We start from the raw sequence: 23,004 nt of genomic DNA, 5'->3' as shown, positions 1-23,004 counted from the left end.
CAGGCGCGAAACCAAGCGCAGTCATCGCGCAGCACTCGGCCGCTAGGCAGGGCGGGTCCCAGCCACGCTCGATCCGGTCATGCGCAAGTTCATCCTCCCCGCTCTCGCCGTCGCCCTGCTCGCCACGAACGCCCACGCCCAGCCGCCCGGCGGCGGCCGGGGTCCGGGCGGCGGCCCGCCGCCAGGCGGGGCCGGTGGTCCTGGCCCGGGATCTGGACCAGGCGGGGGCAAGCCGGCCGACCTCGACAAGGTGGTGATCGTCGGCGTCATCAAGGCCATCGATCCCGCGACCGAGCGGGTGACCATCGCCTACCAGGCCAACGAGGCGCTGAACTGGCCGGCGGGCGCCATGCCGTTCGCCACCGCCAAGCCGGGCATGCTGGGCGGCGTCGCGGTCGGCCAGACGGTGCGCTTCACCCTGTCGAACCATCGCATCGCCGCGTTCCTGCCGGAGGGCGGACCCGGCGGCGCGGGTCCCGACGGCGGGAGCGACCGGCCCCCGCCGCCGCCGCGCTAGCCCCGGCTCAGACCTGGGCCAGGCCGCCGTCGACGAACACCTCGCCGCCGGTCATGAAGCTGGAATCCGACGAGGCCAGGAACGCGGCCACCGCGCCGGTCTCGGCCGGATCGCCCATGCGCCCCAGCACCGTCGAGGCGCCCATGGCCGCCACGCCCTCCTCGCCCAGCACCTCCTGCGCCAGCTCGGTGGTGATCGGGCCGGGCGACATCACGTTGACGCGCACGCCCGTGCCGCGCAGGTCCAGCGCCCAGCTGCGCGCCAGGTTGCGCACGGCGGCCTTGGTGGCGCTGTAGATGCTGAAGGCCGGCGTGCCCATCACCCCGGTGCTCGACCCGGTCAGGATGATCGAACCGCCCTGCCCCATCAGCGGCAGGGCCTTCTGCACGGTGAACACCAGGCCCTTCACATTGAGGTCGAAGATCTGGTCGTAATGCTCGACCGTGATCTCGCCCAGCGGCGCGAACGCTCCCGTGCCGGCGTTGGCCAGCAGGACGTCGAGCCCGCCGCGCTCGGCCTTCACCGTCTCGTACAGGCGGTCCAGATCGGCCAGGTCGGTGACCGAGCCGCGCACCGCCCGGGCGTTGGGGCCCAGTTCCTTCAGGGCCGCGTCCAGCGCTTCCTGCCGGCGCCCGAAGACGTAGACGAACGCGCCTTCCTCGATGAAGCGCTTGGCCGCGCCCAGGCCGATGCCGGTTGCGCCGCCGGTGATCACGGCGGTCTTGCCTTCGAGTCTGCTCATGTCTTGCCTCCTTTGCTGTGGCGGCAAGGGAGTTGGCGACCTACATACCTTTCAACAAGTATGCACCTTTTGGTAAGTGCCCAGAAAGTTCAGGTCCCCAGAACATGAGCGACGCCCCCCTCTGCGCGACCGGCTTCAGCTGCGGGCTGGACGCCACGCTTCGCGTGATCTCCGGCAAGTGGAAGCCGCTGATCCTCTATTTCCTGCTGCAAGGCCCCACCCGTTATGGCGAGCTGCGCCGGGCCGTGCGCGGGGTCAGCGACAAGGTGCTGATCCAGCAGTTGAAGGAGCTGGAGGGCGACGACCTGGTCGTGCGCACCGACTACAAGGAGGTGCCGCCCAGGGTCGATTACAGCCTGACCCCGCTGGGGCTGAGCCTGACCCGGGCCCTGGAGCCGCTGTGCCTGTGGGGAACCGAGAACATGGCCGAGGTGGCCCGGGTGCTGGCCCAGCGCCAGAGCTGGCCGGGACGGGCGGAGCAGGTCGGCGTCTCAACGCCGTCATCCCGGCCGTAGAGAAGCGAAGAGCCGGGACCCAGGGGCGACGGGCAAAGCATCGACCGCCGCCGGACGGGCGAACCCAGGCGCGGCGCCCAGTCCCTGGGTCCCGGATAAGCGCTGCGCGCTTTCCGGGATGACGAGTGTGGGCGTTTGATCTTTCGCATCCGCGCCATCTCGGGCCCGGACGCAAGCCTGCGGCTCAGCCGGCCTTCTTCAGGTGACGGGCGCGCAGCTTGGCCACGTTGGGCGGGTCGGCGCGGAAGTCCGAGGCCAGGCCCAGGCGGGCGTTGCACGAGGGGCAACGCACATGGTCGCCGTCCTCCAGTTCGGCCGGCGGGTCGAAGCGGGTGCCGCAGGGCTTGCACTTCCAATCGCCTACGGCCGGAGGCGGCGGCGGAGCCGGCTCGGGGGTCACCACCTTGACGGCCTTCTGCAGCCGCTCGAGCGGCGGCGGGCCGCCGGGCGCGGCGACGCCGCTTTTCAGGCTCAGGATCTTGCGGCGCGGGGGCTCGCTCTCGCTCATGACGCTCGACGATTTTGCGGACGGATCGACGCTAGCTGCATGATCGCGGCCGGAAACTCAAGCGCCGCGAGGTCGCGGCGCAAATCAAACGCCGGTCACCAATGCGGTTTCAGGCTGAACGACAGGGCCACGACCGAGTCTTCCTGGGTCGCCATGCCCATGATCTGGTCCTTGGACTTGATCTCGCGGCGGATGTAGCCGACCGAGGCCTGCATCGGCCCGCGCCGCCAGCCCACGCCCGCCTGGGCGTCGCCGACCAGGCGGCTGCCGGTGTCGGAGGTGACGCCGGCCCGGGTCCAGTCGCCGTCCTGGCCACGCAGCAGGTTCATGCCGACCAGCTGGCCGCTGGCGCCGGCGAACAGGTACCAGCGCCCGCGATCGCCGAAGGTCTCGCGGCCGTCGCGCACGCCAAGGCCGCTGATCACCCGGTCCTCGACGCTCTTGCCGATGCGGACCATGCCGCCGGCCTCGGCCGAGCCGCCGGCGCCGCCGAAGCCCAGGCCCGCGTGGGGCGTGAAGTCGACCGCCAGCTTGCCGGCGCCGAACTTGACCGCCGCCGGCCAGCCGCGCGAGACGCTGACATCGACGCTGTCGGCGTCGAAATTGGCCGCGCCCGGACGCACCAGGCTGAGCGGCGCGCTCTGGGCCAGGCGCGAGGAGCTGGCGACCGACACGCGCACGGAATCGACGCGGTGGCCGTTGTCGCCGACCACGTAGCTGCCCGAGCGCCAGCTGACCGGCCCGCGCGCGTCGTAGTAGCGGTCGGCGTCCAGCAGGTTGGCGTCGCCATAGAGGGCCGCCGGCGAAACGGCGAACGGCTCGCCCTCGGCCTCCGTGGCGCGCGCGTCGACCGGACGGGCGGCGAAGGCGACAGCCGACGGCGCGGCGGCCTGCGGCGGCTCGCGGCGCGTCAGGTCCAGTTTCTGCAAGGCCGGCGTAAGAGTCGGCGCCGCGGCGGCCGGCCTGGCCGTCGCCTTGCGCTTGCCCTTCCGGACAGCAGCTTCCGACGATGCCGCGGACAGCGCCAAACTGGCGCCGCAGCACGTCGCGATCGTCACGCAAACGATACGCATTGCGGATTCCCCAATCCCAATCCTGCCCACCGTATCCGCCTGATCGGATACGTCCACCGGGAAAACGCCGGCGTTCGGTGAACAGCTTGTGACGGTAATCGTTCCGCACAAAGAAACAGCGGCGCGATGTGTCGCGCCGCTGTGGTTAATCGTCGCTGGAGTGGAGCGCGGCGGGCGGCGAAACCGCCTGCACTTTCGCCTGCCGCGCTCTAGGACGCCCGCCTTACTGGCAGGCGAGGCATTCCTCGTAGTCGGTCTTGCCCGGGGCGTCGAAGCCGCCGGAGACCGCCTCCTCCTTGCCGTCGGCGCCGGCATAGGCCGCGCGCTGCACCGACTTGGAGCGCAGGTAGTAGAGGCTCTTCACGCCCCGCTCCCAGGCCATCCAGTGCAGCATGTGCAGGTCCCACTTGTCGACGTCGCCCGGCAGGAAGACGTTGACCGACTGGCTCTGGCAGATTTCCGGCGTGCGGTCGGCGGCCAGCTCGACCACCCAGCGCTGGTCCAGTTCGAAGGCGGTCTTGTAGACGTCCTTCTCGTCCTGGCTCAGGAACTCCAGGTGCTGGACCGAGCCTTCGTTCTCCAGGATCGAGCCCCAGACCACGTCGGTGTTCTGGCCCTTCTCCTCGAGCAGCTTCTCCAGGTAGGGGTTCTTCACCGCGAACGAGCCCGACAGGGTCTTGTGGGTGTAGATGTTGGCCGGGATCGGCTCGATGCCCGCCGAGGTGCCGCCGCAGATGATCGAGATCGAGGCGGTCGGGGCGATGGCCAGCTTGTGCGAGAAGCGCTCCTTGGAGCCGCGGTCGGCGGCGTCCGGGCACGGACCCTTTTCCTCGCCCAGCGCCAGGCTGGCCTTGTCGGCCTCGCGGCGCAGGTGCTTGAACATCCGCATGTTCCAGCTCTTGGCCAGGGCGCTCTCGAACGGCACGTTCTGGCTTTGCAGGAACGAGTGGAAGCCCATCAGGCCAAGGCCCACCGAACGCTCGCGCATGGCGGCGTAGGCGGCGGTCGAGGCCGCGTCCGGGGCGCGATCGATGAAGTCCTGCAGGACGTTGTCGAGGAAGCGCATGACGTCCTCGATGAAGGTCGGGTGGTCGCGCCACTCAAGGAAGGTCTCGGCGTTGACGCTGGAGAGGCAGCACACCGCGGTGCGCTCCTGGCCCAGGTGGTCGGTGCCGGTGTGCAGCATGATCTCGCTGCACAGGTTCGACTGGCGCACCTTCAGGCCCAGCTCGCGCTGGAACGACGGCATGGCGCGGTTCACGCTGTCGGAGAAGATCAGGTAGGGCTCGCCGGTCTGCAGGCGCAGCTCGAGGATCTTCTGCCACAGGCCGCGAGCGTCGACTTCACGCAGCACTTCGTTGGTCTTGGGCGAGCGCAGGCCGAACTTCTGGCCGTCGCGCACGGCGTGCATGAACTCGTCGGAGATCGAGATGCCGTGGTGCAGGTTCAGGGACTTGCGGTTGAAGTCGCCCGAGGCCTTGCGGATCTCGAGGAACTCCTCGATCTCCGGGTGGTGGATGTCGAGATAGACGGCGGCCGAGCCACGGCGCAGCGAGCCCTGCGAGATGGCCAGCGTCAGGCTGTCCATCACGCGGATGAAGGGGATGATGCCCGAGGTCTGGCCCTGGCCCTTGACCTTCTCGCCGATCGAACGGACGCCGCCCCAGTAGGTGCCGATGCCGCCGCCGTTGGCCGCCAGCCAGACGTTCTCGTTCCAGACGCCCAGGATGCCGTCGAGGCTGTCGTTGACGGCGTTGAGGAAGCAGCTGATCGGCAGGCCGCGATCGGCGCCGCCGTTGCTCAGCACCGGGGTGGCCGGCATGAACCACAGGCGGCTCATGTAGTCATAGACGCGCTGGGCGTGGTCGGCGTCGTCGGCGAAGGCCGTCGAGACGCGCGCGAACATGTCCTGGTAGGACTCGCCCGGCAGCAGATAGCGGTCTTCCAGCGTGGTCTTGCCGAAATCGGTCAGGAGCGCGTCGCGCGACCGGTCCACCTGGACCTTGCGCACCAGCGCCAGCGCCGGACGTTCCTTGAAGGCCGACGCAGGGCGCGCGGCAGGTTGAATCTTGGTCGCTTCACCAGCGGTCATGAGCAGAACCCGTCCATTTACCATGCGCTTGCGAGAAGCCGTCCGCTTCCAGCGAAGCCGCTAGATATAGTAGGGCGTTGCGCCCCCAGAGCCCATATATGGGGCCACAGGCGCCGCCTCTTCGTCAACGGGTAGGAGCGCCTCCAGCGCGAGTTTTTCGTTAATAAGCTGTGAACGCGCCAAGGTTCCCCGTGTGGATCAAGGGGTTGCCCACACGATAATTTTTCGCCGCGTCATCGGGTCGCAGCAGCGTTAACGAAACTCCGCGACCGGAGGGCTCGGCCACCCGTCGATTCCGGATTCTTCGGAAGGGTTCGGAGCAAAAAAGAGCGGGGATAGATGGAAGGCGATCCCCCTGAAAAGCCCTCCCCCTCGATGGGGGAGAGTTGGGTGGGGGTGACTAGGACGTCAGCGGCTGAACCGCCGCATCACCCCCATCCCCGGCCCTTCCCCCATCGAGGGGGAAGGGAGAATGCGGGGCGGCGCCCAGCTTCGCCCCCGCCACAACGGAGCTTGTCCTCGGGCGCGCGCTTCGCGCGATCCGGGGGCGCCCCCCTCCCCTCTCCGTCCGCTTCGCGGACACCTCTCCCATGGGGAGAGGCTCCAAAGCAAAAGGCCCCGGAGTTTCCTCCGGGGCCTTCGCATTTCGTCGGGAAGCCTAGAGCCTCCGTCCGACCTCGATCTTAGAAGTTGATCGAGATGGTCGAACGACGGTTCAGCGGTTCCTTCACGCCGTCGCCGGTGGCGACGGCCGGAGCGGTTTCGCCCTTCCAGTCGACCGCCAGGGTCTGCTGGGCGACGCCCAGACCGACCAGGGCGTCAGCCACGGCCTTCGCACGACGTTCCGACAGGCGGACGTTGTACTTCGGCGAGCCCGAGGTGTCGGTGTGACCGACGACCACGATGCGGGTGGCCTTGCCGTCGTTGGCGTACTTGGCCGCTTCCGAAACCACCGACTGGGCTTCCGGCGTCAGCACGTACTGATCGAACGGGAAGTAGACGATGAATTCCTTGGCCTCGAACGGCGCCGGAGCCGGCGGAGGCGGCGGCGGCGGGGGAGGCGGCGGGGGCGGAGGCGGAGGAGGCGGCGGCGGCGGCGGGGGCGGCGGCGGCGGGGGCGGAGCCGCGAACGAGTACCGCAGGCCGACCGTCAGCGACTGGTCCTTGTACTGGCCTTCGAAGGTGCCGGGCTGCAGCGAGTGCGAACCGGTCGACTTCCAGCTGTGGTCGTCGGTGGCGAAGTAACGGTAGGTGACGTCGAGCTTCAGCTTGTCGGTCGCCTTCCAGGCCAGGCCGGCGATGCCCTGCCAGGCGATGGCGATGTCGTCGTCGTCCACGGTCAGGTTCTGGATGGCCGGGTTGGCCGTCGTGAACGGAGCGCGCACGCCGCTGAACTGACCCAGGGTCTTGACGTCCAGGCGGTTGACGCCGAGGCCGGCGCCGACGAACGGGTTGATCTTGGCGTCCGGCGCGAAGTCGTACAGGACGTTGAACATCAGCGACCACGACTCGAGCGAGCCGTCCGGCGAACCGCAGCTCGGGCTCGTGGCGGTGCGGGTCACGCCCGGGGTGCAGAGCGCGATCGGCTGCTGACGGACGGGGTTGCCGCGGACGCCTTCCAGGTCGCCCGGACGGTAGCCGCCTTCGAGTTCAGCGCGCCAGTTCGGGGTGAACTGGTAGCCCAGACGCACGAAGCCGGCCCAATCGGACTCCGACTTCCAGGTCCAGTGATAGTGAGCGCCGTCCGGAGCGTTGGCGTCCGACTCGCTGTTGATGCCCGTCGGCCAGTGGTAGCCGAGGTCGACCGCGCCATACCAGCCGGTCTCTTGGGCCGAAGCGCCCGACGCGGCGAACACCGCGGCCAGGGCGGCTCCCGCCAGGAGTTTGAGTTTCATATCAAGAGCCCTCTATTGCCCTGCTCGGCCCAACGGCCGAGCATCGTTATACCAAGGCGCGCGTCCCGCGAAAGTGTCGGCTCGGCAACACCGTCTAAAGTTTCACCGAGGCGGAAGTCCCCCGCGACACCTCGCGGTCACGCCTTGCGAATTCCCCGGCGCCGAATTCGGCGGCAAGGTCTCCTCGAAAGGCGCCCGCGCCCCTCGGTTCGCACGCAAAGCGTTTCCGCGCAAGGCCTTCCGTAGCGTCCAGCAGGCCCGGAACACTGAAAAACAACGCAAACAGCCAAGTTTGAGGCACGGTGTCGGGATACCCGCCCCTCGGAACAGTTCACCGAAGACCGAGCGCTCAGCCCGCGTCGCGCAGCCGTCGGCGGCGCCCGCCGAGGGCGTCGGGCCGGTTGAGCACCTTGCGGTACTCGTCGCGGCGCTCGTGGATCGAGGCGATCACCAGGCCCATCGGCACGCCGATGTCGACCAGAACGGCCTCGGACAGCTGCAACGAGGCCTCGATGGTCTCGGGCACGGCGTCGGTGGCGCCCAGCTCGTACAGGCGCGCGGCGTGGCGGGCGTCGCGGGCGCGGGCGACGATGGTCAGGTCGGGCCGGTGGCCGCGGGCGGCCGCGACCACCGCCTCGGCGGCCTCCGGACCGTCCATGGTGACGACCACCGCCCGGGCGTGGTCGAGGCCGCAGCGCTCGAGCAGCTCCACCCGCGCGGCGTCGCCGAAATAGACCCGATGGCCGGCGCGGCGGCCCTGCTGCACGAGCGCCGGATCCCGGTCGATGGCGATCCAGGGCAGGTCGTGGCGATCGAGCATCTCGCCGACCAGCCGGCCGACGCGGCCAAAGCCCACCACCAGCACCCGCCCCTTGGGCTCTTCCACCGACAGGTCGACGCCGTCAGGCGCCTCGGTGGTCTCGGCCGGGGCCTTGCGCCCCAGGCGCGCGCCGATCCCGGTCAGCACCGGGATCAGGAACATGGTCAGGGTGGCGGCCACCAGCACCGCCTGGCCGATGGCCGGCTCGACCACCTCGGCGTCCATGGCGTTGGCCAGCAGCACGAAGGCGAACTCGCCGCCGGCCGCCAGGGCCAGGGCCGCCTCGCCCGAGGCGCGGTTGGACAGGCCAAACAGCTTGCCCAGGCCGAACACCATCACCGCCTTGACCGCCACCAGCCCGACCGCCGTGCCCAGCACCAGCACCGGCGAGGCGACCAGCAGCGACAGGTCCAGGCGGATGCCCAGCGACACGAAGAACAGCGACAGCAGGAGGCCCTTGAAGGGCTCGATCTTGACCTCGACCTCGTGGCGGTACTCGGTCTCGGCCAGCAACACGCCGGCGACGAAGGCCCCCAGCGCCATCGACAGGCCCGACAGCGAACTGACCAGGCCCGCGCTGATGATCACCAGCAGGCAGGCGGCCATGAACATCTCTTCGCTCTTGGCCTTGGCGACCGAGCGCATCATCGGCCGCAGCGCCAGCCGCCCGACCAGCACGATGACGCCCAGGCCCAGCGCGGCGGGCAGCAGGGCCAGCAGGCCGCGGGCGTCGAACTCGCCATGGCCGCGCCCCAGGATCGCCAGGGTGATCAGGATCGGGGCCACCGCCAGGTCCTGGAACAGCAGGACCGAGAAGGTCGCCCGCCCCCCTTCGGCGTGCAGCCGCTTGCGCTCGGCCAGCACCGGCACGGCGATGGCGGTGGACGACAGGGTCAGCGCCGAGCCGATGGCCAGGGCCGCCACCGGCGTCTGGCCCAACATCATCGCCACCGCGCCCAGCGCCAGCGAGCAGCCGATCACCTGGGCCGCGCCCAGGCCGAACACGTACTTGCGCAGCAGGCGCAGCCGCTCCCACGACAGCTCCAGCCCGATCATGAACAGCAGGAAGACGACGCCGAACTCGGCCAGCTGGCCGATCTCGTCGGGATTGTCGACGGTGACGTAGTCCAGCCACGGCGCGACGGCGATCAGCCGGCCCAGGCCGAACGGCCCGAGGATCACGCCGGCCAGCAGGAAGCCGAGGATGGGATTGATGCGAAGGCGCTTGAACAGCGGCGCGACGATCCCGGCCGTGGCCAGGAACAGGACCAGATCCTTGTAGTCCGCCGGTGAAACCTCGTGGTTCAACGCCTCCGCCCCTTCCCCATGATGTAGACCCCGTCGTAGCTCAGCCCGGGCCCGCAAAGGCAGTCGCCCACCTGGACGACCCGCCAGCGGCCGTCCGGCCCGGTCGTGATGTCGAAGCCGCCGCCGTCGGACCGGCGATGACGCACGAGGCCGCCCTCTTCCCTGGCCACGAACATCTCCGCGCCCGTGGACACGCCGTCGCCGCGCTCGACCTGGCCGGATGTGCGGCCAGGCCTGGCCTGGACGCCCTCGAAGCGAACCAGCCGCCAGCCACGCCCGAGATCCCGGCTCCACAGGTCTCGCCAGCCGTCCTCCTCGACCCGTCGTCCCGACAGGCCGCCCGCCAGCGGAAATGGCGCGCCCTCGACGATGGCCGCCAGCCGGTTCTCGTAGCCGGCCCGCACGCAAGGATCGTCGGCGCAGGCCTCGAACCCGGCCCGCAACTCGTCCTCGGCGGCGATGGCGGCCCATTCGTCGGCCCGGCGCTGGTCGGCCAGCAGGCTCTCGACCGCCCGGGCCTGGGCGGACACCAGCGGGTCGTCGCACACCAGTCGCGCGGCGCGCGCCGGCAGCGGCCGCCCGGCCAGGACATGGGGCCTGCAGAAATCGACGGGTTCGGCGGCCCCGACCGCCGTCGTGGAAAGAAAGACGCCCCCCAAGGCCAGCCCGCCGACGACCCACCCCACGCACGCGGACGCCCCGACGCTCCGCCGGGCTCGATCCGCGTCTGCGCGCAGGATGTCCATGCCGTTCAGTCTCCCGTCTTCAGCCGCACGCCCGGACCGGGCTCGCCGGTCTCCGCCGCCGGGATCAGCACCGCGCCGCCCTCCTCCAGCGCCTCGATGAGGAGCCTTTCGGTGCTATGGTGCAAGGCGTGGCGTTCGGTCTCGAAGTCCTTGACCGTGCTGCGCGACACCCCCGCCTTGTCCGCGAGCTCGCCTTGCGACCAGTTGAGCAGCCCTCGGGCGCCTCGACACTGGGCAGGAAGGAGAATTTTTGCGTGTGGCATCTGGCGTCCCACGGGTTCGTCACCCATAATGGTTGAGTACGCCCGAAAAAGATGACCGTCAAGGAGGCCCTTTGCACCATACCTCGCTGATCGCCACAATCGTCGCGGGCCTGGGCCTGGCCTTCATCTTCGGCGCGCTCGCCAATCGGTTGAAGCTGCCGGTGCTGGTCGGCTACCTGCTGGCGGGGGTCATCGTCGGGCCGTTCACGCCGGGCTATGTCGCCGACCAGCAACTGGCCCCGCAGCTGGCCGAGATCGGCGTCATCCTCCTGATGTTCGGCGTGGGCCTGCACTTCTCGGTCAAGGACCTGATGGCGGTGCGCAAGATCGCCATTCCCGGCGCGGTGGCCCAGATCACCGCCGCGACCCTGATGGGCGTGGGGCTGGCCGTGGCGCTGGGCTGGGGCTGGGGCGCGGGCGTGGTGTTCGGCCTGGCCCTGTCGGTCGCCTCGACCGTGGTGCTGCTGCGCGCCCTGCAGGAGCGCCGGCTGATCGAGACCGACCGCGGCCGCATCGCCGTCGGCTGGCTGATCGTCGAGGACCTGGCCATGGTGCTGGCCCTCGTCCTGCTGCCGGCGCTGTCGGGCGCGCTGGGCGGGATCTCCACCGCCCACGGCGCCGGGGGCATCGCCGGCGCCTTCGCCCTGACCATCGGCAAGGTCGCCGCCTTCGTCGCCTTCATGCTGATCGTCGGTCGCCGGGTCATTCCGTGGATCCTGCACCGCATCGCCCACACCGGCTCGCGCGAGCTGTTCCGCCTGGCGGTGCTGGCCATCGCCCTTGGGGTGGCGTTCGGCTCGGCCGCGCTGTTTGGCGTATCCTTCGCGCTGGGGGCGTTCTTCGCCGGCATGATCATGGCCGAGAGCGAGCTGTCGCATCAGGCCGCCAACGAGACCCTGCCGCTGCGCGACGCCTTCGCGGTGCTGTTCTTCGTCTCGATCGGCATGCTTTTCGACCCGATGGTGCTGCTGCGCGAGCCGCTGGCGGTGCTGGCCACCGTGGCGATCATCGTGCTGGGCAAGTCGGTGGCCGCCTATTTCATCGTCGTGGCCTTCAAGCGCCCCAAGAGCGTGGCCCTGACCATCTCGGTAAGCCTGGCCCAGATCGGCGAGTTCTCGTTCATCCTGGCGGGCCTGGGCGTGTCGCTGAAGCTGCTGCCGCCGGAGGGCCGCGACCTGATCCTGGCCGGCGCCATCCTGTCGATCCTGCTCAACCCGCTGCTGTTCGCCTGGCTCGACAAGGCCATGGTCAAGGTCTCGGCCCGCGAGGCGCCCCCGCCGGTGGCCGCCGCGGCCCAGCCGCACGCGGTGCTGGTCGGCTACGGCCGGGTCGGCAAGGCCGTGGCCGAGGGCCTGCGCAACCGCACCCCGCTGGTGGTCATCGAGGACGAGGTCGAGCGCGCCGCCGAGCTGCGCGAGGCCGGCTACGAGGTGGTGCAGGGCAACGCCGTGCGTCCCGAGGTGCTGATGAAGGCGGGCCTGGAAAAGGCCACCCACGTCTTCGTGGCGGTGCCCAGCCCGTTCGAGGCGGCGCGGATCATCGAGCAGGCCCGCGCGGCCAATCCCGACGCCAAGATCATCGCCCGCGCCTACACCGACGCCGACGTCGAACTGCTGGGCCAGATGGGCGCCACCGAGGCCCTGATCGGCGAGCAGGAGATCGCCCGCGGGATGCTCCAGCGCGCGCCCAGACGCCAGCCGCCGCCGGCCCCGGCGCATTAAAGACCCTCCCCCTCCTGGGGGAGGTGGCCCGGAGGGCCGGAGGGGGGACGTTTTCAGCCGCCGGAGAGGCGGCCGGCTTCGAAGGTCCTCCCCTCTCCGCCGGCTTCGCCGACACCTCTCCCTTCAGGGAGAGGGTCTTCTGAAACGAAAAACGCCGCGAAAGCCGATCAGCTTTCGCGGCGCTTTCAATTCTCCTCCCCGCTGAAGCGAGGGAGGATCTGGCCCCTACTCCTTCTTGTGCTTTCGCTCCGAGGCCCGGCGCGAGAGCATGTTCAGGCCCTCGACGCCGGCCGAGAAGGCCATGGCGGTGTAGATGTAGCCCTTGGGCACGTGCACCCCGAAGCCCTCGGCGATCAGCACGGTGCCGATCATCAGCAGGAAGCCCAGGGCCAGCATGACCACGGTCGGGTTGGCGTTGATGAAGTTGCCCAGCGGATCGGCGGCCAGCAGCATCACGGTCACGGCCGCGACCACGGCGATGACCATGATCGGCAGGTGGTCGGTCATGCCCACGGCGGTCAGGATCGAGTCGATCGAGAACACCAGGTCCAAGAGGATGATCTGGAAGATCGCCGCGCCGACGTTCGAGATCACGACGCCGGTCTTGTCGAGCACGTCGCCGCTCTCATGCTTGGGATCGACCGTGTGGTGGATCTCCTTGGTGGCCTTCCAGATCAGGAACAGGCCGCCGGCGATCAGGATCAGGTCGCGCCAGGAGAAGGCGGTCTCGAAGGCCGGCTCGCCGTGGGCGCCCAGCGGACCGACGATGCCCAGGTTGAAGACCGGGGCGGTCAGGCCGACGATGAAGGCGATGGTCGACAGCAGGGCCAGGCGCATGATCAGCGCCAGCGAGATGCCGATGCGCCGCACGCGCTGGCGGTGCTCGGGCGGCAGCCGGTTCGACAGGATCGAGATGAAGACCAGGTTGTCGATCCCGAGCACGATTTCCATGGTCACCAGGGTGACGAGGGCGGCCCAGGCGCCCGGGTCGGTGGCGAGTTGAAGGAGTTCGTTCATGGGTCCCGGTTAGGCTGAGTGAGAATTGAGCAGGTCCCAGCCCGCCGCAGAGCCCGCCGCGGCCGCCAAACGGCGGTCGGCGAATTGCGGCGAAACTCGGACACGGAAGAAGCAGATATGCCTGACGCCGCCCATATCAAGCCCCTAACCGCTTTGCGGTTTTTCGCCGCCTTCTGGGTGGTGATGTTTCACTACTGGCCAAACCTCGCCGTGGCCGGTGCGGTTCCCGGCGTCGTGGCCAAGGGCTATCTGGGCGTCGAGGCCTTCTTCATCCTGTCGGGCTTCATCCTCTGCCACGTCTATCTGACGGCTTTCGGCGAGGGCCGGTTCGGCTATGGCGGCTTCCTGTGGAACCGGCTGGCGCGGGTCTATCCGCTGCACCTGTTCACCCTGGCGGGCGTCGGCGCCATGGCCCTCGCGGCCGGGGCCGTCGGCATCGCCGTCGACAAGAACATGCTGGCCTGGGACGCCCTGCCGGCCAACCTGCTGATGGTCCAGGCCTGGGGCTTCGCCCCCGTCTCGGGCTGGAACCACCCCTCGTGGTCGATCTCGGCCGAGTGGTTCGCCTATCTTTCCTTCCCGGCCTTCGCCTTCGTGGCCTGGCGCCTGCGCGCGCGGCCGCTGGTGCTGACCGGCGCGGCCCTACTGCTGATCGCCGCCCTCTATCCCGCCTTCGAAAAGCTGGCCGGATTCCCGCTGACCGAGGCGACGATCCGCTGGGGCGCCCTGCGCATCGTGCCGTGCTTCTTCTACGGCTGCGCCCTCTACACCCTGTGGAAGAGCCAGGACGTCAGCCTGCGCGGCGCGGGAATCGGCGCCGCTTTCGCAGGCCTTCTTCTGCTCGCTACAGTGCAGCTTCAGGCGCCCGATGCGTTGATCGTGACCATTTTGGGCGGATTTATTCTATCCCTGGCGCGGCTGGCCAAGGCCGGTTCGACCTTCGCCTCGCAAAGCATGTTCGTGTATTTGGGCGAGATCAGCTACTCGACCTACATGATCTGCATTCCGTGGAAGATCCTGGCGATCAACGGTGCGGCAAAGCTGCTGAACATAGAGGGCGACAAACTGCCGCTGACCGTCTGGGCGTTAATCGTCGCAGCCTTGATTCCACTGTCGGCGGCTTCCTATCACCTGGTGGAAAAGCCGGCCCGAGACTTCATGAAGTCTATAGCCAAGCGGCGCCGTAGCGCGGCGGCAACCGCCACTGTGGCCTAATAAACACTCTTTTCATATTTTTCCGTCAGGGTTATCCCCCTACCCAGTGACGCGGGGGAGTACCCAAGCATGACGAAACGGAAGAGAGCCCTTTGGGGTTCCCTGGCCGCTGCGGCCATGATCAGCCTCGCGCCGATCTCGAGCGCCGTGGCCGACGGGTACTGGCAGTGCGTGCCCTTCGCCCGCCTGATGTCGGGCATCCAGATCTTCGGCGACGCCCGCACCTGGTGGGGCCAGGCCACCGGCAAGTACGAGACCGGTTTCACGCCCAAGGCCGGCGCCGTCCTCTGCTTCAAGCCCACCGGCCGCATGAACCTCGGCCACGTGGCCTTCGTTTCGCAAGTCCTGACCGACCGGGTGATCCAGGTCACCCACGCCAACTGGTCCGTCATGAACGGCGCCCGCGGCCAGGTCGAAAAGGACGTCACCGTCGTCGACGTCTCGCCGGAAGGCGACTGGAGCCAGGTCAAGGTCTGGTACGATCCGATCCGGGATCTCGGCACCACGGTCTATCCGACCCACGGCTTCATCTATCAGAACCAGCAGGCGATCACGATCGCCGCGGCCACCAGCAAGCTGGCGCTCGCCCAGAACGCCGCCGTGTCGCTGGCCAAGCAGGCCGCCAACCAGGTCGCCTCGTCGGTCCGCGCCAACCCGCTGGACATGATCAACCAGGCCGCCGACTCCACCGACCGCATCGCCGCCCTGATCGCCGCCGCCCAAGGCGACGACAAGCCGGCCCAGCAGCAGCGCTGATCTCCACATCGATCGACGCCCAGGTGCGTTGACGCGACCGGAAGCCCCTGCCACACCCGTGAGGTGAAGGTCCGGGTCGATCCATGCTGAGAGTTCTCCGACAAGGCGCCCCGGGCTTCGAACCCGGCGGCCATACGCCCGACTGGCGGCTGCCGGCCGACGCCGTCTGGATCGAGCTCGTCGACCCCACCCGCGCCGAGGAAGTCGCCGTCGAGCAATCGATCGGCCTTCTGCTGCCCACCCGCGAGGAAATGGCCGAGATCGAGGCCTCCTCGCGCCTCTACCAGGAGGACGGCGGCACGTTCATGACCGCCACGATCCTGGTCAACGCCGAGGGCGAGCTGCCCACGGCCGCCCCGGTGACCTTCGTGCTGGCCGGCGACAAGCTGGTGACCATCCGCTACGTCGAGCCGCGCGCCTTCTCGGTGTTCGCCGCCCAGGCCGAGCGCCAGCCCAGCCTGTGCCCGCACGGGCCGCAGACCTTCCTGGGCCTGCTCGACGCCGTGGTCGACCGCACCGCCGACATCCTCGAGCGCACCGCCAGCGAGGTCGAGACCCAGTCGCGGGCCATCTTCGTCCGCCCGCGCGGCATGGCCTTCGAAAAGATCCTCAGCCGCCTGGGCCGGGCCCAGAACGTCAACGCCAAGGCCCGCGACAGCCTGGTCAGCCTGGCGCGCCTGCTGTCCTTCGCCAGCCTCGCCGAGCAGTTCGAGGGCGACAGGGAGCTGCGCGACCACCTCAAATCGCTGCAGCGCGACGTGCAGTCGATCACCGACCACTCCAGCTACCTGTCGGGCAACATCACCTTCCTGCTCGACGCGGCGCTCGGCTTCATCAACATCGAGCAGAACCAGATCTTCAAGATCTTCTCGGTGTTCTCGGTGGTGTTCCTGCCGCCCACCCTGATCGCCGGCATCTACGGGATGAACTTCCTGCACATGCCCGAGTTGAGCTGGAAGGAGGGCTACCCCATGGCCCTGGGCCTGATGCTGATCGCCGCCCTGGCGCCCCTGATCTGGTTCCGCCGAAAAGGTTGGCTGTGACTTGTTTCACAGCCACGAAACAAACCGTTCCTTAAGCGGAGTTTCGGCATAAACGGCCGGAACGCTTCATAAAAACAAACAATGTCGCCCCTTCCCGCCCCATCGCCGCGGAGCCTGATCCGCAAGGCTCCCGCCGCCGCCGTCAAGGCCGCGGTGGAGGCGCACGGCCGTTACCTGAAGGGCCTGCCGGGCGGGCGGCGCGCGACCCTGGCCTATCTGGACCTGTCGCATTTCGAACTCGACGGCGCGGACCTTTCCGAGGCCGACCTGACCGGCGCGCTGCTGGCCGGCGCCTCGCTGCGCGGGGCGGTGCTGGACCGGGCGGTGCTGTACGGCGCGGACCTGCGCGACGCCGACCTGCGCGGCGCGCGCCTGACCCGGGTCGACATGCGCGGGGCCTATCTGCGCGGCGCCAACCTGTCGGGCGCGGATCTTAGCGGCTGCGACCTGCGCGAGGGCCTGACCGCCGTGCAGGACGGCGCCGAGGGCTTTCGCCTGCTGCGCCACGCCGAGGACGGCGCCGGCCTCGACTACGCCCTCCTGAAGGGCGCCAAGATGAGCGGGGCCCAGATGTCGGGCGCCTTCGCCCGCGCCGCCGACCTGACCGACGCCGACCTGTCGGGCGCCACGCTGTCGGGCGCGCGGCTGAACAACGCCACCATGAACCGGGTCGACATGACCGGCGCCGAGATCTTCGGGGCCGACCTGTCGGGCGCCCTGCTGCGACGGGCCGTGCTGACCGGGGTCGACACCTCCGGCGCCAATCTGGAGGACGCCGACCTCGCCGAGGTCCTGCGCGCCCCGCCGCCGCTGATCTATGTCGACGACCAGCCGCTGCACGAACTGCTCGAGGCGCACGAGGCGTTCTGCGCCAGCGGCGGCGCCAAGGGCCGCGCGGCCAACATCCCGCAGGTCGACTTTCGTCCGCTTCGCCGCCTGAAGGGCCGCAAGCTGAGCGGCTTGGCCGCCCCCGGCGCGATCCTCTTCGGCATGGACCTGGAAGGCGTCGAACTGCAAGGCGCCAATCTCGTCGGCGCCGACCTGCGCGGCGCCAACCTGCGCAAGGCCGACCTGCGCGGCGCGAGACTGGCCGACGCCGACCTCGCCCGCGCCGACCTGTCGGGCGCAAAGCTCGGGCCGCTGGTCATCGGCGAGGGCCGCGCCCTGCGCGCCGACCTGACCCGCGCCATCCTGCGCGGGGCCAACCTGTCGGGCGCCAGCGCCGCCCGCGCCCGCCTGATCGGCGCGGACCTGTCGCGCGCCAGCCTCGCCGGCTGCGACCTGCGCGGCGCCGAACTGCCCGAGGGGTTCGTTCCGCCCAAGGGCTGAGCCCAGTCTCCTGGGTCCCGGATAAGCGCTACGCGCTTTCCGGGATGACGCAAGGAGGGGAAAGCGGCGAAGAGGAATACCTTTTCCGTCTTTCTTTATTGCCACCACCCGCTACACGAGGGCCCTCGCACACGACGGGAGGGCGCGATGGGACTTCGAGGGCTTCTGACGGCCGCGGCTCTGGCCGCCTTCACCACCAGCGCCTTCGCCCAGCCGCGCCTGGCTCCCGCGCCTGAAGCCGCCGCCCTGACGCCCCTGCCCGCCCTGGCCGGCGGCCGCGTCGTGGCGGGCCCCGAAGGCTGGACCTACCAGTGGCCCAGCGCCCGCTTCGAGGCCGCCTTCGCCGGCGAGGCGGTGCTGTTCAAGGTCGGGGTTGGCGACCAGATCCTGCATCTTTCCATCGACGGCGCGCCGGTCGGCCGGCTGGTGAAGCCCGCGCCGGGCCTCTACCGCATCGAGGGCCTCGCCAACGGCCGCCACCTGGTGCGCGCCAGCGTCGTCAACGAGATGCAGGCCGCCCCGGCCCGTTTCGGCGGCTTCTTCCTCGAAGGCGGCCGCGCCCTGCCCCTGGCCGCGCCACGCCGCCAGATCGAGTTCATCGGCGACTCCCACAGCGTCGGCTACGGCGACGCCTCCGAGGTTCGCGCCTGCCCGGGCGACGGGGTGTGGATGACCACCGACAACTCCATCGCGTTTGGCCCGCTGACCGCCCAACGCTTCGGCGCCGAGCGCCAGGTCAACGCCATCTCGGGCCGGGGGATCGTGCGCAATTTCGACGGCATGGCCGGCGACACCCTGCCGCTGGCCTGGCCCAAGGGGCTGCTGGGCGCCGCGCCCGCCTACGCCAACGACGACTGGCGCCCGCAGGTGGTGGTCATCAACCTGGGCACCAACGATTTCTCCACACCGCTGAAGCCCGGCGAGCGGTGGGCCGACCGCCAGGCGCTGCGCGACGACTATGTCGCCACCTATGTCCGCTTCGTGGGCGAGATCCGCGCCCGCCAGCCCCAGGCCTTCGTGATCCTGCTGGCCCCGCCCAGCGCCGACAGCGAGATCGCGACCCACGTCGACCGCGTCGCCGAGACCCTGAAGGCCCAGGGCGAGACCCGCCTGGCCGTCATCCCGGTCGGCGAGATGGAACTGACCGCCTGCGACTGGCACCCCTCGGCCCGCGACCAGCAGGGCATTTCCGGCAAGCTGTCGGCCTTCCTCGCCCAACGGCCGGAGATCTGGCAGGGGCGGTAGGAGTAGATGCTCCCCCTCTGGGGGAGCTGTCGCGGAGCGACTGAGGGGGGACGTTCTCAGCTGCCGCGGAAGCTGAAAACGTCCCCCCTCCGACCCTTCGGGCCACCTCCCCCAGAGGGGGAGGATCTATCCATCAGATCCCCGCCTTGATCGGCGCCAGGTCGGGATAGACCGGCTCGCGCTTGCCCGCCTTGGCGGCGAAGGCCTCGGCCATGTGCGGACCGGCCAGCATGCCCGACTGCCAGACGGCCAGGTAGTCGAGGGTGTCGGCCACCGAGTGGTCGCGGGCGTAGTTGATGATCACTTTGCTGCCGGTCACCGCCAGCGGGGTCTTGGACGCGATCTCGCGGGCCGTCTCCAGGGCGTGGGCGACCACCGCCTCGTGGCTGTCGAACACGGCGTTGACGAGGCCCAGCTCCAGCGCCTTCTGGGCCGGCAGCTTGCGGCCGGTATAGGCCAGTTCCTTGACCCAGCCCTCGGGGATCAGCTTGCACAGCCGCGGGAAGGTGCCGACGTCGGCGGTCATGCCGATGTTGATCTCCTGGATCACGAAGTAGGCGTCGGCCGTCGCGTAGCGGATGTCGCAGGCGGTGGCGAAGTCGACCGCGCCGCCGATGCAGCCGCCCTGGATGGCCATGATCACCGGCATCCGCGCCCGCTCCAGGCACGAGAAGGTCTCCTGCAGGCCCTTGACCTTGTGGCGGAAGGCTTCGGCGGCCACGTGGCGGTCGACCGGCTCGCCGCCGGTGATGCCCTCGTCGGCGAACACCGACAGATCCATGCCGGCGCTGAAGTGCTTGCCGGTCGAGGAGATGACGATGGCCCGCACGCCGCCCTGTCGATCGAGGTCATTCACGATCGCCGGCAGCTCGCGCCAGAACGAACGCGTCATGCTGTTGAAGCTTTCCGCCCTTATCAGCTTCAGGTGAGCGACGCCCGCTTCGACCTCTACCTTAAAGCAGCTATAGTCGGACGGTGTTTCATTACCCATCGTCGCCTCCCTTATCATTGTTCACCTGAACGATAGCACGGGCGGCGGCGGCGACGTCAAATCCGGCGGACGCATCGTCCTTTCCCAGAGGACGACGATCCGCCCCGCGCAAGGAGCCACGTCATGAGCAAGTCCATCCCCGCCGCCCTGTCCATCGCCGCCCTGCTGGCCACGGGCCTGGCCGCGCCGAGCCCCGTCCTGGCCCAGGGCAAACCGCTGGGCGGCCTGTTCTCGTGCGACGCCGGCGGCGGCAAGCAGGAAGGCGGGGCCCTGATCGGGGCCGGCGTCGGCGCCCTGCTCGGCACCCAGGTGGCCAAGAACGAAAAGGGCCTGGGCGCCCTGGTCGGCGCGGCCGCCGGCGCGGCGGCGGGCTCGTACATCGGCTGCCGCATGCAGTCGACCGACACCGCCCGCGCCCAGGCCGCCACCAAGAAGGCGCTGGAGACCGGCCAGTCGCAGGCCTGGAGCAACCCGCGCACCGGCGCCTCGGGCCGCGTCGACGTGGTGGCCTCGACCTATGGCCCGCCGATCGCCGGCGACCAGCTGCGCTTCGAGCGCAACGTGCGGCAACTTTCCAGCTATGACGCCGTCGGCGCCGACTACACCGTCCGCTCGACCGCCAACCTGCGCGCCGGTCCCTCGACCAGCGAGAGCGTGGTGGGCAAGCTGTCGGCCGGCGAGCGCGTCGAGGTGCTGGGCGGCGTGCCCGGCTCGAACTGGCTGCTGGTCGGCCGCGGCGGCTACGGCACGGGCTATGTCTCGAGCAGCCTGCTGACCGCCAGCGGCTACGGCCCCGAGCCGTCGTGCCGCACCATCGCCGCCTCGATCTCGACCCGCGGCCAGCGCCCGGCCACCGAGCGCTACAACGCCTGCAAGGACGGCCGCGGCGAGTGGCAGCTGACGCAGGTCTAAGGCTCTAAACTCCTCCCCCGCTCGCGGGGGAGGGGGACCGCGAAGCGGTGGAGGGGGCGAGACTGGGCGCAGAGCTCAGTCACTCGCCCCCTCCGTCACGGCGCTGATAGCGCCGCGCCACCTCCCCCGTTTCACGGGGGAGGAGTTTTCTCCAGACACACCCACGTCCAGGTCACCCCCGCCGCGCGGTTGCCGGCCTGCACCGAGGCCGCCTCGACACGGTGGACGAGCCGCACCCCCGCCGCCTCAGCGAGCCCAACCGTCGCCTCCACGTCCACCGGCCAGACCGGCCGCGACGGCGCGCCGGGGCCGTGGCGCAGCGACATCACCAGCACCCCGCCGCTCGCCAGCAGGCCGGCCAGCGTCGGCATCGCCACGGCACGGGCCGGATCGTCCAGGTGCTGCCACACCCCGCTCAGCAGCAGGCGGTCGAAGCGTTCGCCCCGCAGGCTGGAAAGCTCGGGCAGGCGGTCGTCGATCCAGTCCAGCCCCGGCCGCAGCGCCCGCCCCGCCTCGCGCAGGACGGCGACCGGCTCGACGGCGACCACCACATGGCCCAGGCCCGCCAGCCAGGCCGCGTCACGCCCCGTGCCGGCGCCGATGTCGGCGATCCTGGCCGGCGCCTTGGGTATGAAATCGGCCACCGACGCATAGAGCCCGGCGGAGTCGATCGCCTCGAAGCGGAGGGCCAGCTCCGCCCCGTCGGCCTGGTAGCCGGCCAGCACCGCCTCGATCACAGGTCCACGACCTCGCACTTGAGGGCCTGGCGGATGCGGTCGGCGACGATCCGGCGATGGCAGCAGGCCGGGTCGTCCTCGTAGCACAGCAAGGCGATGCGCTTTTCGCCCGCCAGCTGCGTCGCCTGGGCCAGGGCCAGCTGGGCCTTGGGCTCTTCCAGGTGGGCGGCGAAGATCGCCCGCATCTCGTCGGTGCGGCCCGCGCGGGCGGCGTCGCGGCCGGCCTTGGGCGTGCCCAGGGGCTGGAGATGCAGGTAGCCGATACCCTGCTCCTGCAGGCTGTTTCCCAGCAGCGTCTTGGAAAAACCGGCCTTGCGCGACGAGGCCACGGCCCGCACGTCGACCACCAGCTCCACCCCGGCCGCCTTCAGCCGATCGATCATGCCGCCTTGGGTGTCGGTCTCGTAGCCGATGGTGGCGAGCGGATTCATGGTCGGCTCCATTGGACGGCGGGGCTGTGGGCGCCTACGTTAGCGGGAAGAGCCGAAGAAGGAACCTCTGGCCGATGGACGCCGCCGTCTTCCGCGAACCCAAGCGACGCTTCATCGCCATCGACAGCCCCGCCGGCGGCGGCGAGATGGCGGCGCTGGACTTCGGCCCGGCCGGCCGCGCGGTCGACGTCGTCTTCGTGCACGCCAACGGCTTCAACGCCCAGACCTACCGCGCCCTCCTGGCCCCGCTGTCGGCGGGCCTGCGGGTGCTGGCCGTCGACCAGCGCGGCCACGGCGACAGCCGCCTGGCCGCCGATCCGAACGATCGCCGCTCGTGGCTCGACCTGCGCGACGACCTGCTGGCCCTGCTGCGCGCGCTGGACCAGGCCCCGGTGGTGCTGGCCGGCCACTCGATGGGGGGCACGGTCAGCCTGCTGGCCGCCGCCCAGGCTCCGGGCAAGGTCTCCAGCCTGGTCCTGCTGGATCCGGTGATCATGCCGCGCCTGGTGGCGCTGTACGCCAAGGCGCCGTGGACCTCGGGCCGCCTGTGGAAGCGCATGCCGATCGCCCAGGCCGCCAGTCGCCGGCGCGAGGTGTTCGACAGCCGCGAGGCCGCCTTCGCCGCCTATCGCGGCCGGGGCGCTTTCAAGACCTGGCCCGAGACCATGCTGGCCGACTATGTCGGCGGCGGTTTCCGGGATCGTCCCGACGGCAAGGTCGAGCTGGCCTGCGCGCCGGCCTGGGAGGCCTCCAACTACGCCGCCCAGGGCCACGATCCGTGGCGGGCCGTCAGCCAGTTCCGGGGCCCGGTGCGGGTCCTGGCGGCCGAGACCGGCTCGACCTGCCGCATCGGCGACGGCGCCGCCTTCGCCCGTCGCGGCAAGGCCGTGCGGATCGAGACCCTGGCCGGAACCAGCCACTTCCTGCCGATGGAGCGCCCCGACCTGGTGCGCGAGGCCATCCTCGACGCGGCGACTTGAGGCCAAAGAAAAACCCCGGGCGGTGAGGCCCGGGGTTTCGCCTGTTTAGATCCTTCCCCTCTGGGGGAGGTGGCCCGCAGGGCCGGAGGGGGGCCGTTCTCAGCTGCCGCTGACATGGCCGGCTTCCCAGCCACGCCCCTCTCCGTCG

At 69.9% G+C, this 23,004-nt stretch carries 22 protein-coding genes; 10 read left to right on the top strand and 12 right to left on the bottom strand.

Annotation, left to right across the window (positions count from 1 at the left end; all coding sequences use genetic code 11):
- The first annotated feature begins 79 nt into the window (after window positions 1–79).
- Complete coding sequence (locus tag DDF62_RS02390; RefSeq protein WP_116487628.1) at window positions 80–517, top strand: copper-binding protein; 438 nt, start codon at window positions 80–82, stop codon at window positions 515–517.
- 7 nt (window positions 518–524) lie between these two features.
- Here the strand turns inward: DDF62_RS02390 and DDF62_RS02385 are convergent, their stop codons facing one another.
- Window positions 525–1,259: an SDR family NAD(P)-dependent oxidoreductase gene (locus tag DDF62_RS02385; RefSeq protein WP_116487627.1), complete on the bottom strand. Its 735-nt coding sequence runs from the start codon at window positions 1,257–1,259 to the stop codon at window positions 525–527.
- 104 nt (window positions 1,260–1,363) lie between these two features.
- Between DDF62_RS02385 and DDF62_RS26445 the strand changes: the two genes are divergently transcribed.
- Window positions 1,364–1,774, top strand: coding sequence for a winged helix-turn-helix transcriptional regulator (locus tag DDF62_RS26445; RefSeq protein ID WP_116487626.1), 411 nt, complete (start codon window positions 1,364–1,366; stop codon window positions 1,772–1,774).
- A gap of 184 nt (window positions 1,775–1,958) precedes the next feature.
- Here the strand turns inward: DDF62_RS26445 and DDF62_RS02375 are convergent, their stop codons facing one another.
- The 7 genes from DDF62_RS02375 to DDF62_RS02345 form a co-directional block, all read right to left on the bottom strand.
- Window positions 1,959–2,282 (bottom strand): hypothetical protein, encoded by a 324-nt coding sequence (locus tag DDF62_RS02375; RefSeq protein ID WP_101716010.1) that lies wholly within the window; start codon window positions 2,280–2,282, stop codon window positions 1,959–1,961.
- A 95-nt stretch (window positions 2,283–2,377) separates the two neighbouring features.
- Window positions 2,378–3,355: a lipid A-modifier LpxR family protein gene (locus DDF62_RS02370; protein WP_116487625.1), complete on the bottom strand. Its 978-nt coding sequence runs from the start codon at window positions 3,353–3,355 to the stop codon at window positions 2,378–2,380.
- A gap of 223 nt (window positions 3,356–3,578) precedes the next feature.
- On the bottom strand, window positions 3,579–5,453 hold the full coding sequence (locus DDF62_RS02365; RefSeq protein ID WP_116487645.1) for a ribonucleoside-diphosphate reductase subunit alpha: 1,875 nt from the start codon (window positions 5,451–5,453) through the stop codon (window positions 3,579–3,581).
- A 677-nt stretch (window positions 5,454–6,130) separates the two neighbouring features.
- The gene (locus DDF62_RS02360; RefSeq protein ID WP_116487624.1) at window positions 6,131–7,342 is read right to left on the bottom strand and encodes an OmpA family protein; all 1,212 of its coding nucleotides are present in this window, start codon (window positions 7,340–7,342) and stop codon (window positions 6,131–6,133) included.
- Window positions 7,343–7,691: 349 nt separating this feature from the next.
- On the bottom strand, window positions 7,692–9,470 hold the full coding sequence (locus tag DDF62_RS02355) for a cation:proton antiporter domain-containing protein (RefSeq protein WP_116487623.1): 1,779 nt from the start codon (window positions 9,468–9,470) through the stop codon (window positions 7,692–7,694).
- A complete protein-coding gene (locus tag DDF62_RS02350; protein WP_133244870.1) occupies window positions 9,467–10,156 on the bottom strand; it encodes a hypothetical protein in 690 nt (229 codons plus the stop codon). Before DDF62_RS02350 ends, DDF62_RS02355 begins: the two co-directional genes overlap by 4 nt.
- Window positions 10,157–10,221: 65 nt before the next feature.
- Window positions 10,222–10,479 carry a helix-turn-helix domain-containing protein gene (locus tag DDF62_RS02345; RefSeq protein WP_058346857.1) on the bottom strand — a complete coding sequence of 86 codons (258 nt, stop codon included), beginning with the start codon at window positions 10,477–10,479 and terminating at the stop codon, window positions 10,222–10,224.
- A 71-nt stretch (window positions 10,480–10,550) separates the two neighbouring features.
- Between DDF62_RS02345 and ybaL the strand changes: the two genes are divergently transcribed.
- The gene (gene ybaL, locus DDF62_RS02340) at window positions 10,551–12,200 is read left to right on the top strand and encodes a YbaL family putative K(+) efflux transporter (RefSeq protein WP_116487621.1); all 1,650 of its coding nucleotides are present in this window, start codon (window positions 10,551–10,553) and stop codon (window positions 12,198–12,200) included.
- Window positions 12,201–12,425: 225 nt separating this feature from the next.
- On the opposite strand, the gene DDF62_RS02335 is transcribed toward ybaL, so the two are convergent.
- Window positions 12,426–13,217, bottom strand: coding sequence for a TerC family protein (locus DDF62_RS02335; protein ID WP_101716015.1), 792 nt, complete (start codon window positions 13,215–13,217; stop codon window positions 12,426–12,428).
- Window positions 13,218–13,334: 117 nt separating this feature from the next.
- Here DDF62_RS02335 and DDF62_RS02330 point away from each other — a divergent pair, with 117 nt between their 5' ends.
- From DDF62_RS02330 to DDF62_RS02310, 5 genes are all read left to right on the top strand, one after another.
- Window positions 13,335–14,432, top strand: a complete 1,098-nt coding sequence (locus DDF62_RS02330; RefSeq protein WP_116487620.1) for an acyltransferase family protein — start codon at window positions 13,335–13,337, stop codon at window positions 14,430–14,432.
- 69 nt (window positions 14,433–14,501) lie between these two features.
- Window positions 14,502–15,188, top strand: coding sequence for a CHAP domain-containing protein (locus DDF62_RS02325; RefSeq protein WP_101716017.1), 687 nt, complete (start codon window positions 14,502–14,504; stop codon window positions 15,186–15,188).
- Window positions 15,189–15,271: 83 nt separating this feature from the next.
- Window positions 15,272–16,231, top strand: coding sequence for a magnesium transporter CorA family protein (locus DDF62_RS02320; protein ID WP_116487619.1), 960 nt, complete (start codon window positions 15,272–15,274; stop codon window positions 16,229–16,231).
- A gap of 81 nt (window positions 16,232–16,312) precedes the next feature.
- A complete protein-coding gene (locus tag DDF62_RS02315; RefSeq protein WP_116487618.1) occupies window positions 16,313–17,560 on the top strand; it encodes a pentapeptide repeat-containing protein in 1,248 nt (415 codons plus the stop codon).
- Window positions 17,561–17,707: 147 nt separating this feature from the next.
- Window positions 17,708–18,805: an SGNH/GDSL hydrolase family protein gene (locus tag DDF62_RS02310; protein ID WP_116487617.1), complete on the top strand. Its 1,098-nt coding sequence runs from the start codon at window positions 17,708–17,710 to the stop codon at window positions 18,803–18,805.
- Between the two features lie 133 nt (window positions 18,806–18,938).
- On the opposite strand, the gene DDF62_RS02305 is transcribed toward DDF62_RS02310, so the two are convergent.
- Complete coding sequence (locus tag DDF62_RS02305; protein ID WP_116487616.1) at window positions 18,939–19,796, bottom strand: crotonase/enoyl-CoA hydratase family protein; 858 nt, start codon at window positions 19,794–19,796, stop codon at window positions 18,939–18,941.
- 123 nt (window positions 19,797–19,919) lie between these two features.
- On the opposite strand from DDF62_RS02305, the gene DDF62_RS02300 reads away from it, so the two are divergent.
- The gene (locus DDF62_RS02300; RefSeq protein WP_116487615.1) at window positions 19,920–20,708 is read left to right on the top strand and encodes an SH3 domain-containing protein; all 789 of its coding nucleotides are present in this window, start codon (window positions 19,920–19,922) and stop codon (window positions 20,706–20,708) included.
- A gap of 131 nt (window positions 20,709–20,839) precedes the next feature.
- Here DDF62_RS02300 and DDF62_RS02295 read toward each other — a convergent pair whose 3' ends face one another.
- Both DDF62_RS02295 and DDF62_RS02290 read right to left on the bottom strand, forming a co-directional pair.
- Complete coding sequence (locus DDF62_RS02295) at window positions 20,840–21,463, bottom strand: class I SAM-dependent methyltransferase (RefSeq protein ID WP_208866810.1); 624 nt, start codon at window positions 21,461–21,463, stop codon at window positions 20,840–20,842.
- Window positions 21,442–21,876, bottom strand: coding sequence for a DUF488 domain-containing protein (locus tag DDF62_RS02290; RefSeq protein ID WP_116487644.1), 435 nt, complete (start codon window positions 21,874–21,876; stop codon window positions 21,442–21,444). Before DDF62_RS02290 ends, DDF62_RS02295 begins: the two co-directional genes overlap by 22 nt.
- Before the next feature lie 74 nt (window positions 21,877–21,950).
- Between DDF62_RS02290 and DDF62_RS02285 the strand changes: the two genes are divergently transcribed.
- Complete coding sequence (locus DDF62_RS02285; protein WP_116487613.1) at window positions 21,951–22,856, top strand: alpha/beta fold hydrolase; 906 nt, start codon at window positions 21,951–21,953, stop codon at window positions 22,854–22,856.
- The last annotated feature ends 148 nt before the right edge of the window (window positions 22,857–23,004 follow it).

The sequence above is a fragment of the Caulobacter radicis genome (assembly GCF_003094615.1).
In the GTDB taxonomy this organism is placed as follows: domain Bacteria; phylum Pseudomonadota; class Alphaproteobacteria; order Caulobacterales; family Caulobacteraceae; genus Caulobacter; species Caulobacter radicis.
Note: the sequence above shows the minus strand (reverse complement) of the source record. Positions and strands in the feature narration are given on the sequence as shown.

What these genes read in the sequence shown, in the direction of transcription:
- DDF62_RS02315 (WP_116487618.1), top strand. Translation starts at nt 16,313, where the DNA reads ATGTCGCCCCTTCCCGCCCCATCGCCGCGGAGCCTGATCCGCAAGGCT.
- DDF62_RS02285 (WP_116487613.1), top strand. Translation starts at nt 21,951, where the DNA reads ATGGACGCCGCCGTCTTCCGCGAACCCAAGCGACGCTTCATCGCCATC.
- DDF62_RS26445 (WP_116487626.1), top strand. Translation starts at nt 1,364, where the DNA reads ATGAGCGACGCCCCCCTCTGCGCGACCGGCTTCAGCTGCGGGCTGGAC.
- DDF62_RS02330 (WP_116487620.1), top strand. Translation starts at nt 13,335, where the DNA reads ATGCCTGACGCCGCCCATATCAAGCCCCTAACCGCTTTGCGGTTTTTC.
- DDF62_RS02320 (WP_116487619.1), top strand. Translation starts at nt 15,272, where the DNA reads ATGCTGAGAGTTCTCCGACAAGGCGCCCCGGGCTTCGAACCCGGCGGC.
- DDF62_RS02375 (WP_101716010.1), bottom strand. Translation starts at nt 2,282, where the DNA reads ATGAGCGAGAGCGAGCCCCCGCGCCGCAAGATCCTGAGCCTGAAAAGC.
- DDF62_RS02305 (WP_116487616.1), bottom strand. Translation starts at nt 19,796, where the DNA reads ATGGGTAATGAAACACCGTCCGACTATAGCTGCTTTAAGGTAGAGGTC.
- DDF62_RS02290 (WP_116487644.1), bottom strand. Translation starts at nt 21,876, where the DNA reads ATGAATCCGCTCGCCACCATCGGCTACGAGACCGACACCCAAGGCGGC.
- DDF62_RS02370 (WP_116487625.1), bottom strand. Translation starts at nt 3,355, where the DNA reads ATGCGTATCGTTTGCGTGACGATCGCGACGTGCTGCGGCGCCAGTTTG.
- DDF62_RS02335 (WP_101716015.1), bottom strand. Translation starts at nt 13,217, where the DNA reads ATGAACGAACTCCTTCAACTCGCCACCGACCCGGGCGCCTGGGCCGCC.
- DDF62_RS02345 (WP_058346857.1), bottom strand. Translation starts at nt 10,479, where the DNA reads ATGCCACACGCAAAAATTCTCCTTCCTGCCCAGTGTCGAGGCGCCCGA.
- DDF62_RS02360 (WP_116487624.1), bottom strand. Translation starts at nt 7,342, where the DNA reads ATGAAACTCAAACTCCTGGCGGGAGCCGCCCTGGCCGCGGTGTTCGCC.
- DDF62_RS02385 (WP_116487627.1), bottom strand. Translation starts at nt 1,259, where the DNA reads ATGAGCAGACTCGAAGGCAAGACCGCCGTGATCACCGGCGGCGCAACC.
- DDF62_RS02310 (WP_116487617.1), top strand. Translation starts at nt 17,708, where the DNA reads ATGGGACTTCGAGGGCTTCTGACGGCCGCGGCTCTGGCCGCCTTCACC.
- DDF62_RS02390 (WP_116487628.1), top strand. Translation starts at nt 80, where the DNA reads ATGCGCAAGTTCATCCTCCCCGCTCTCGCCGTCGCCCTGCTCGCCACG.
- DDF62_RS02325 (WP_101716017.1), top strand. Translation starts at nt 14,502, where the DNA reads ATGACGAAACGGAAGAGAGCCCTTTGGGGTTCCCTGGCCGCTGCGGCC.
- DDF62_RS02300 (WP_116487615.1), top strand. Translation starts at nt 19,920, where the DNA reads ATGAGCAAGTCCATCCCCGCCGCCCTGTCCATCGCCGCCCTGCTGGCC.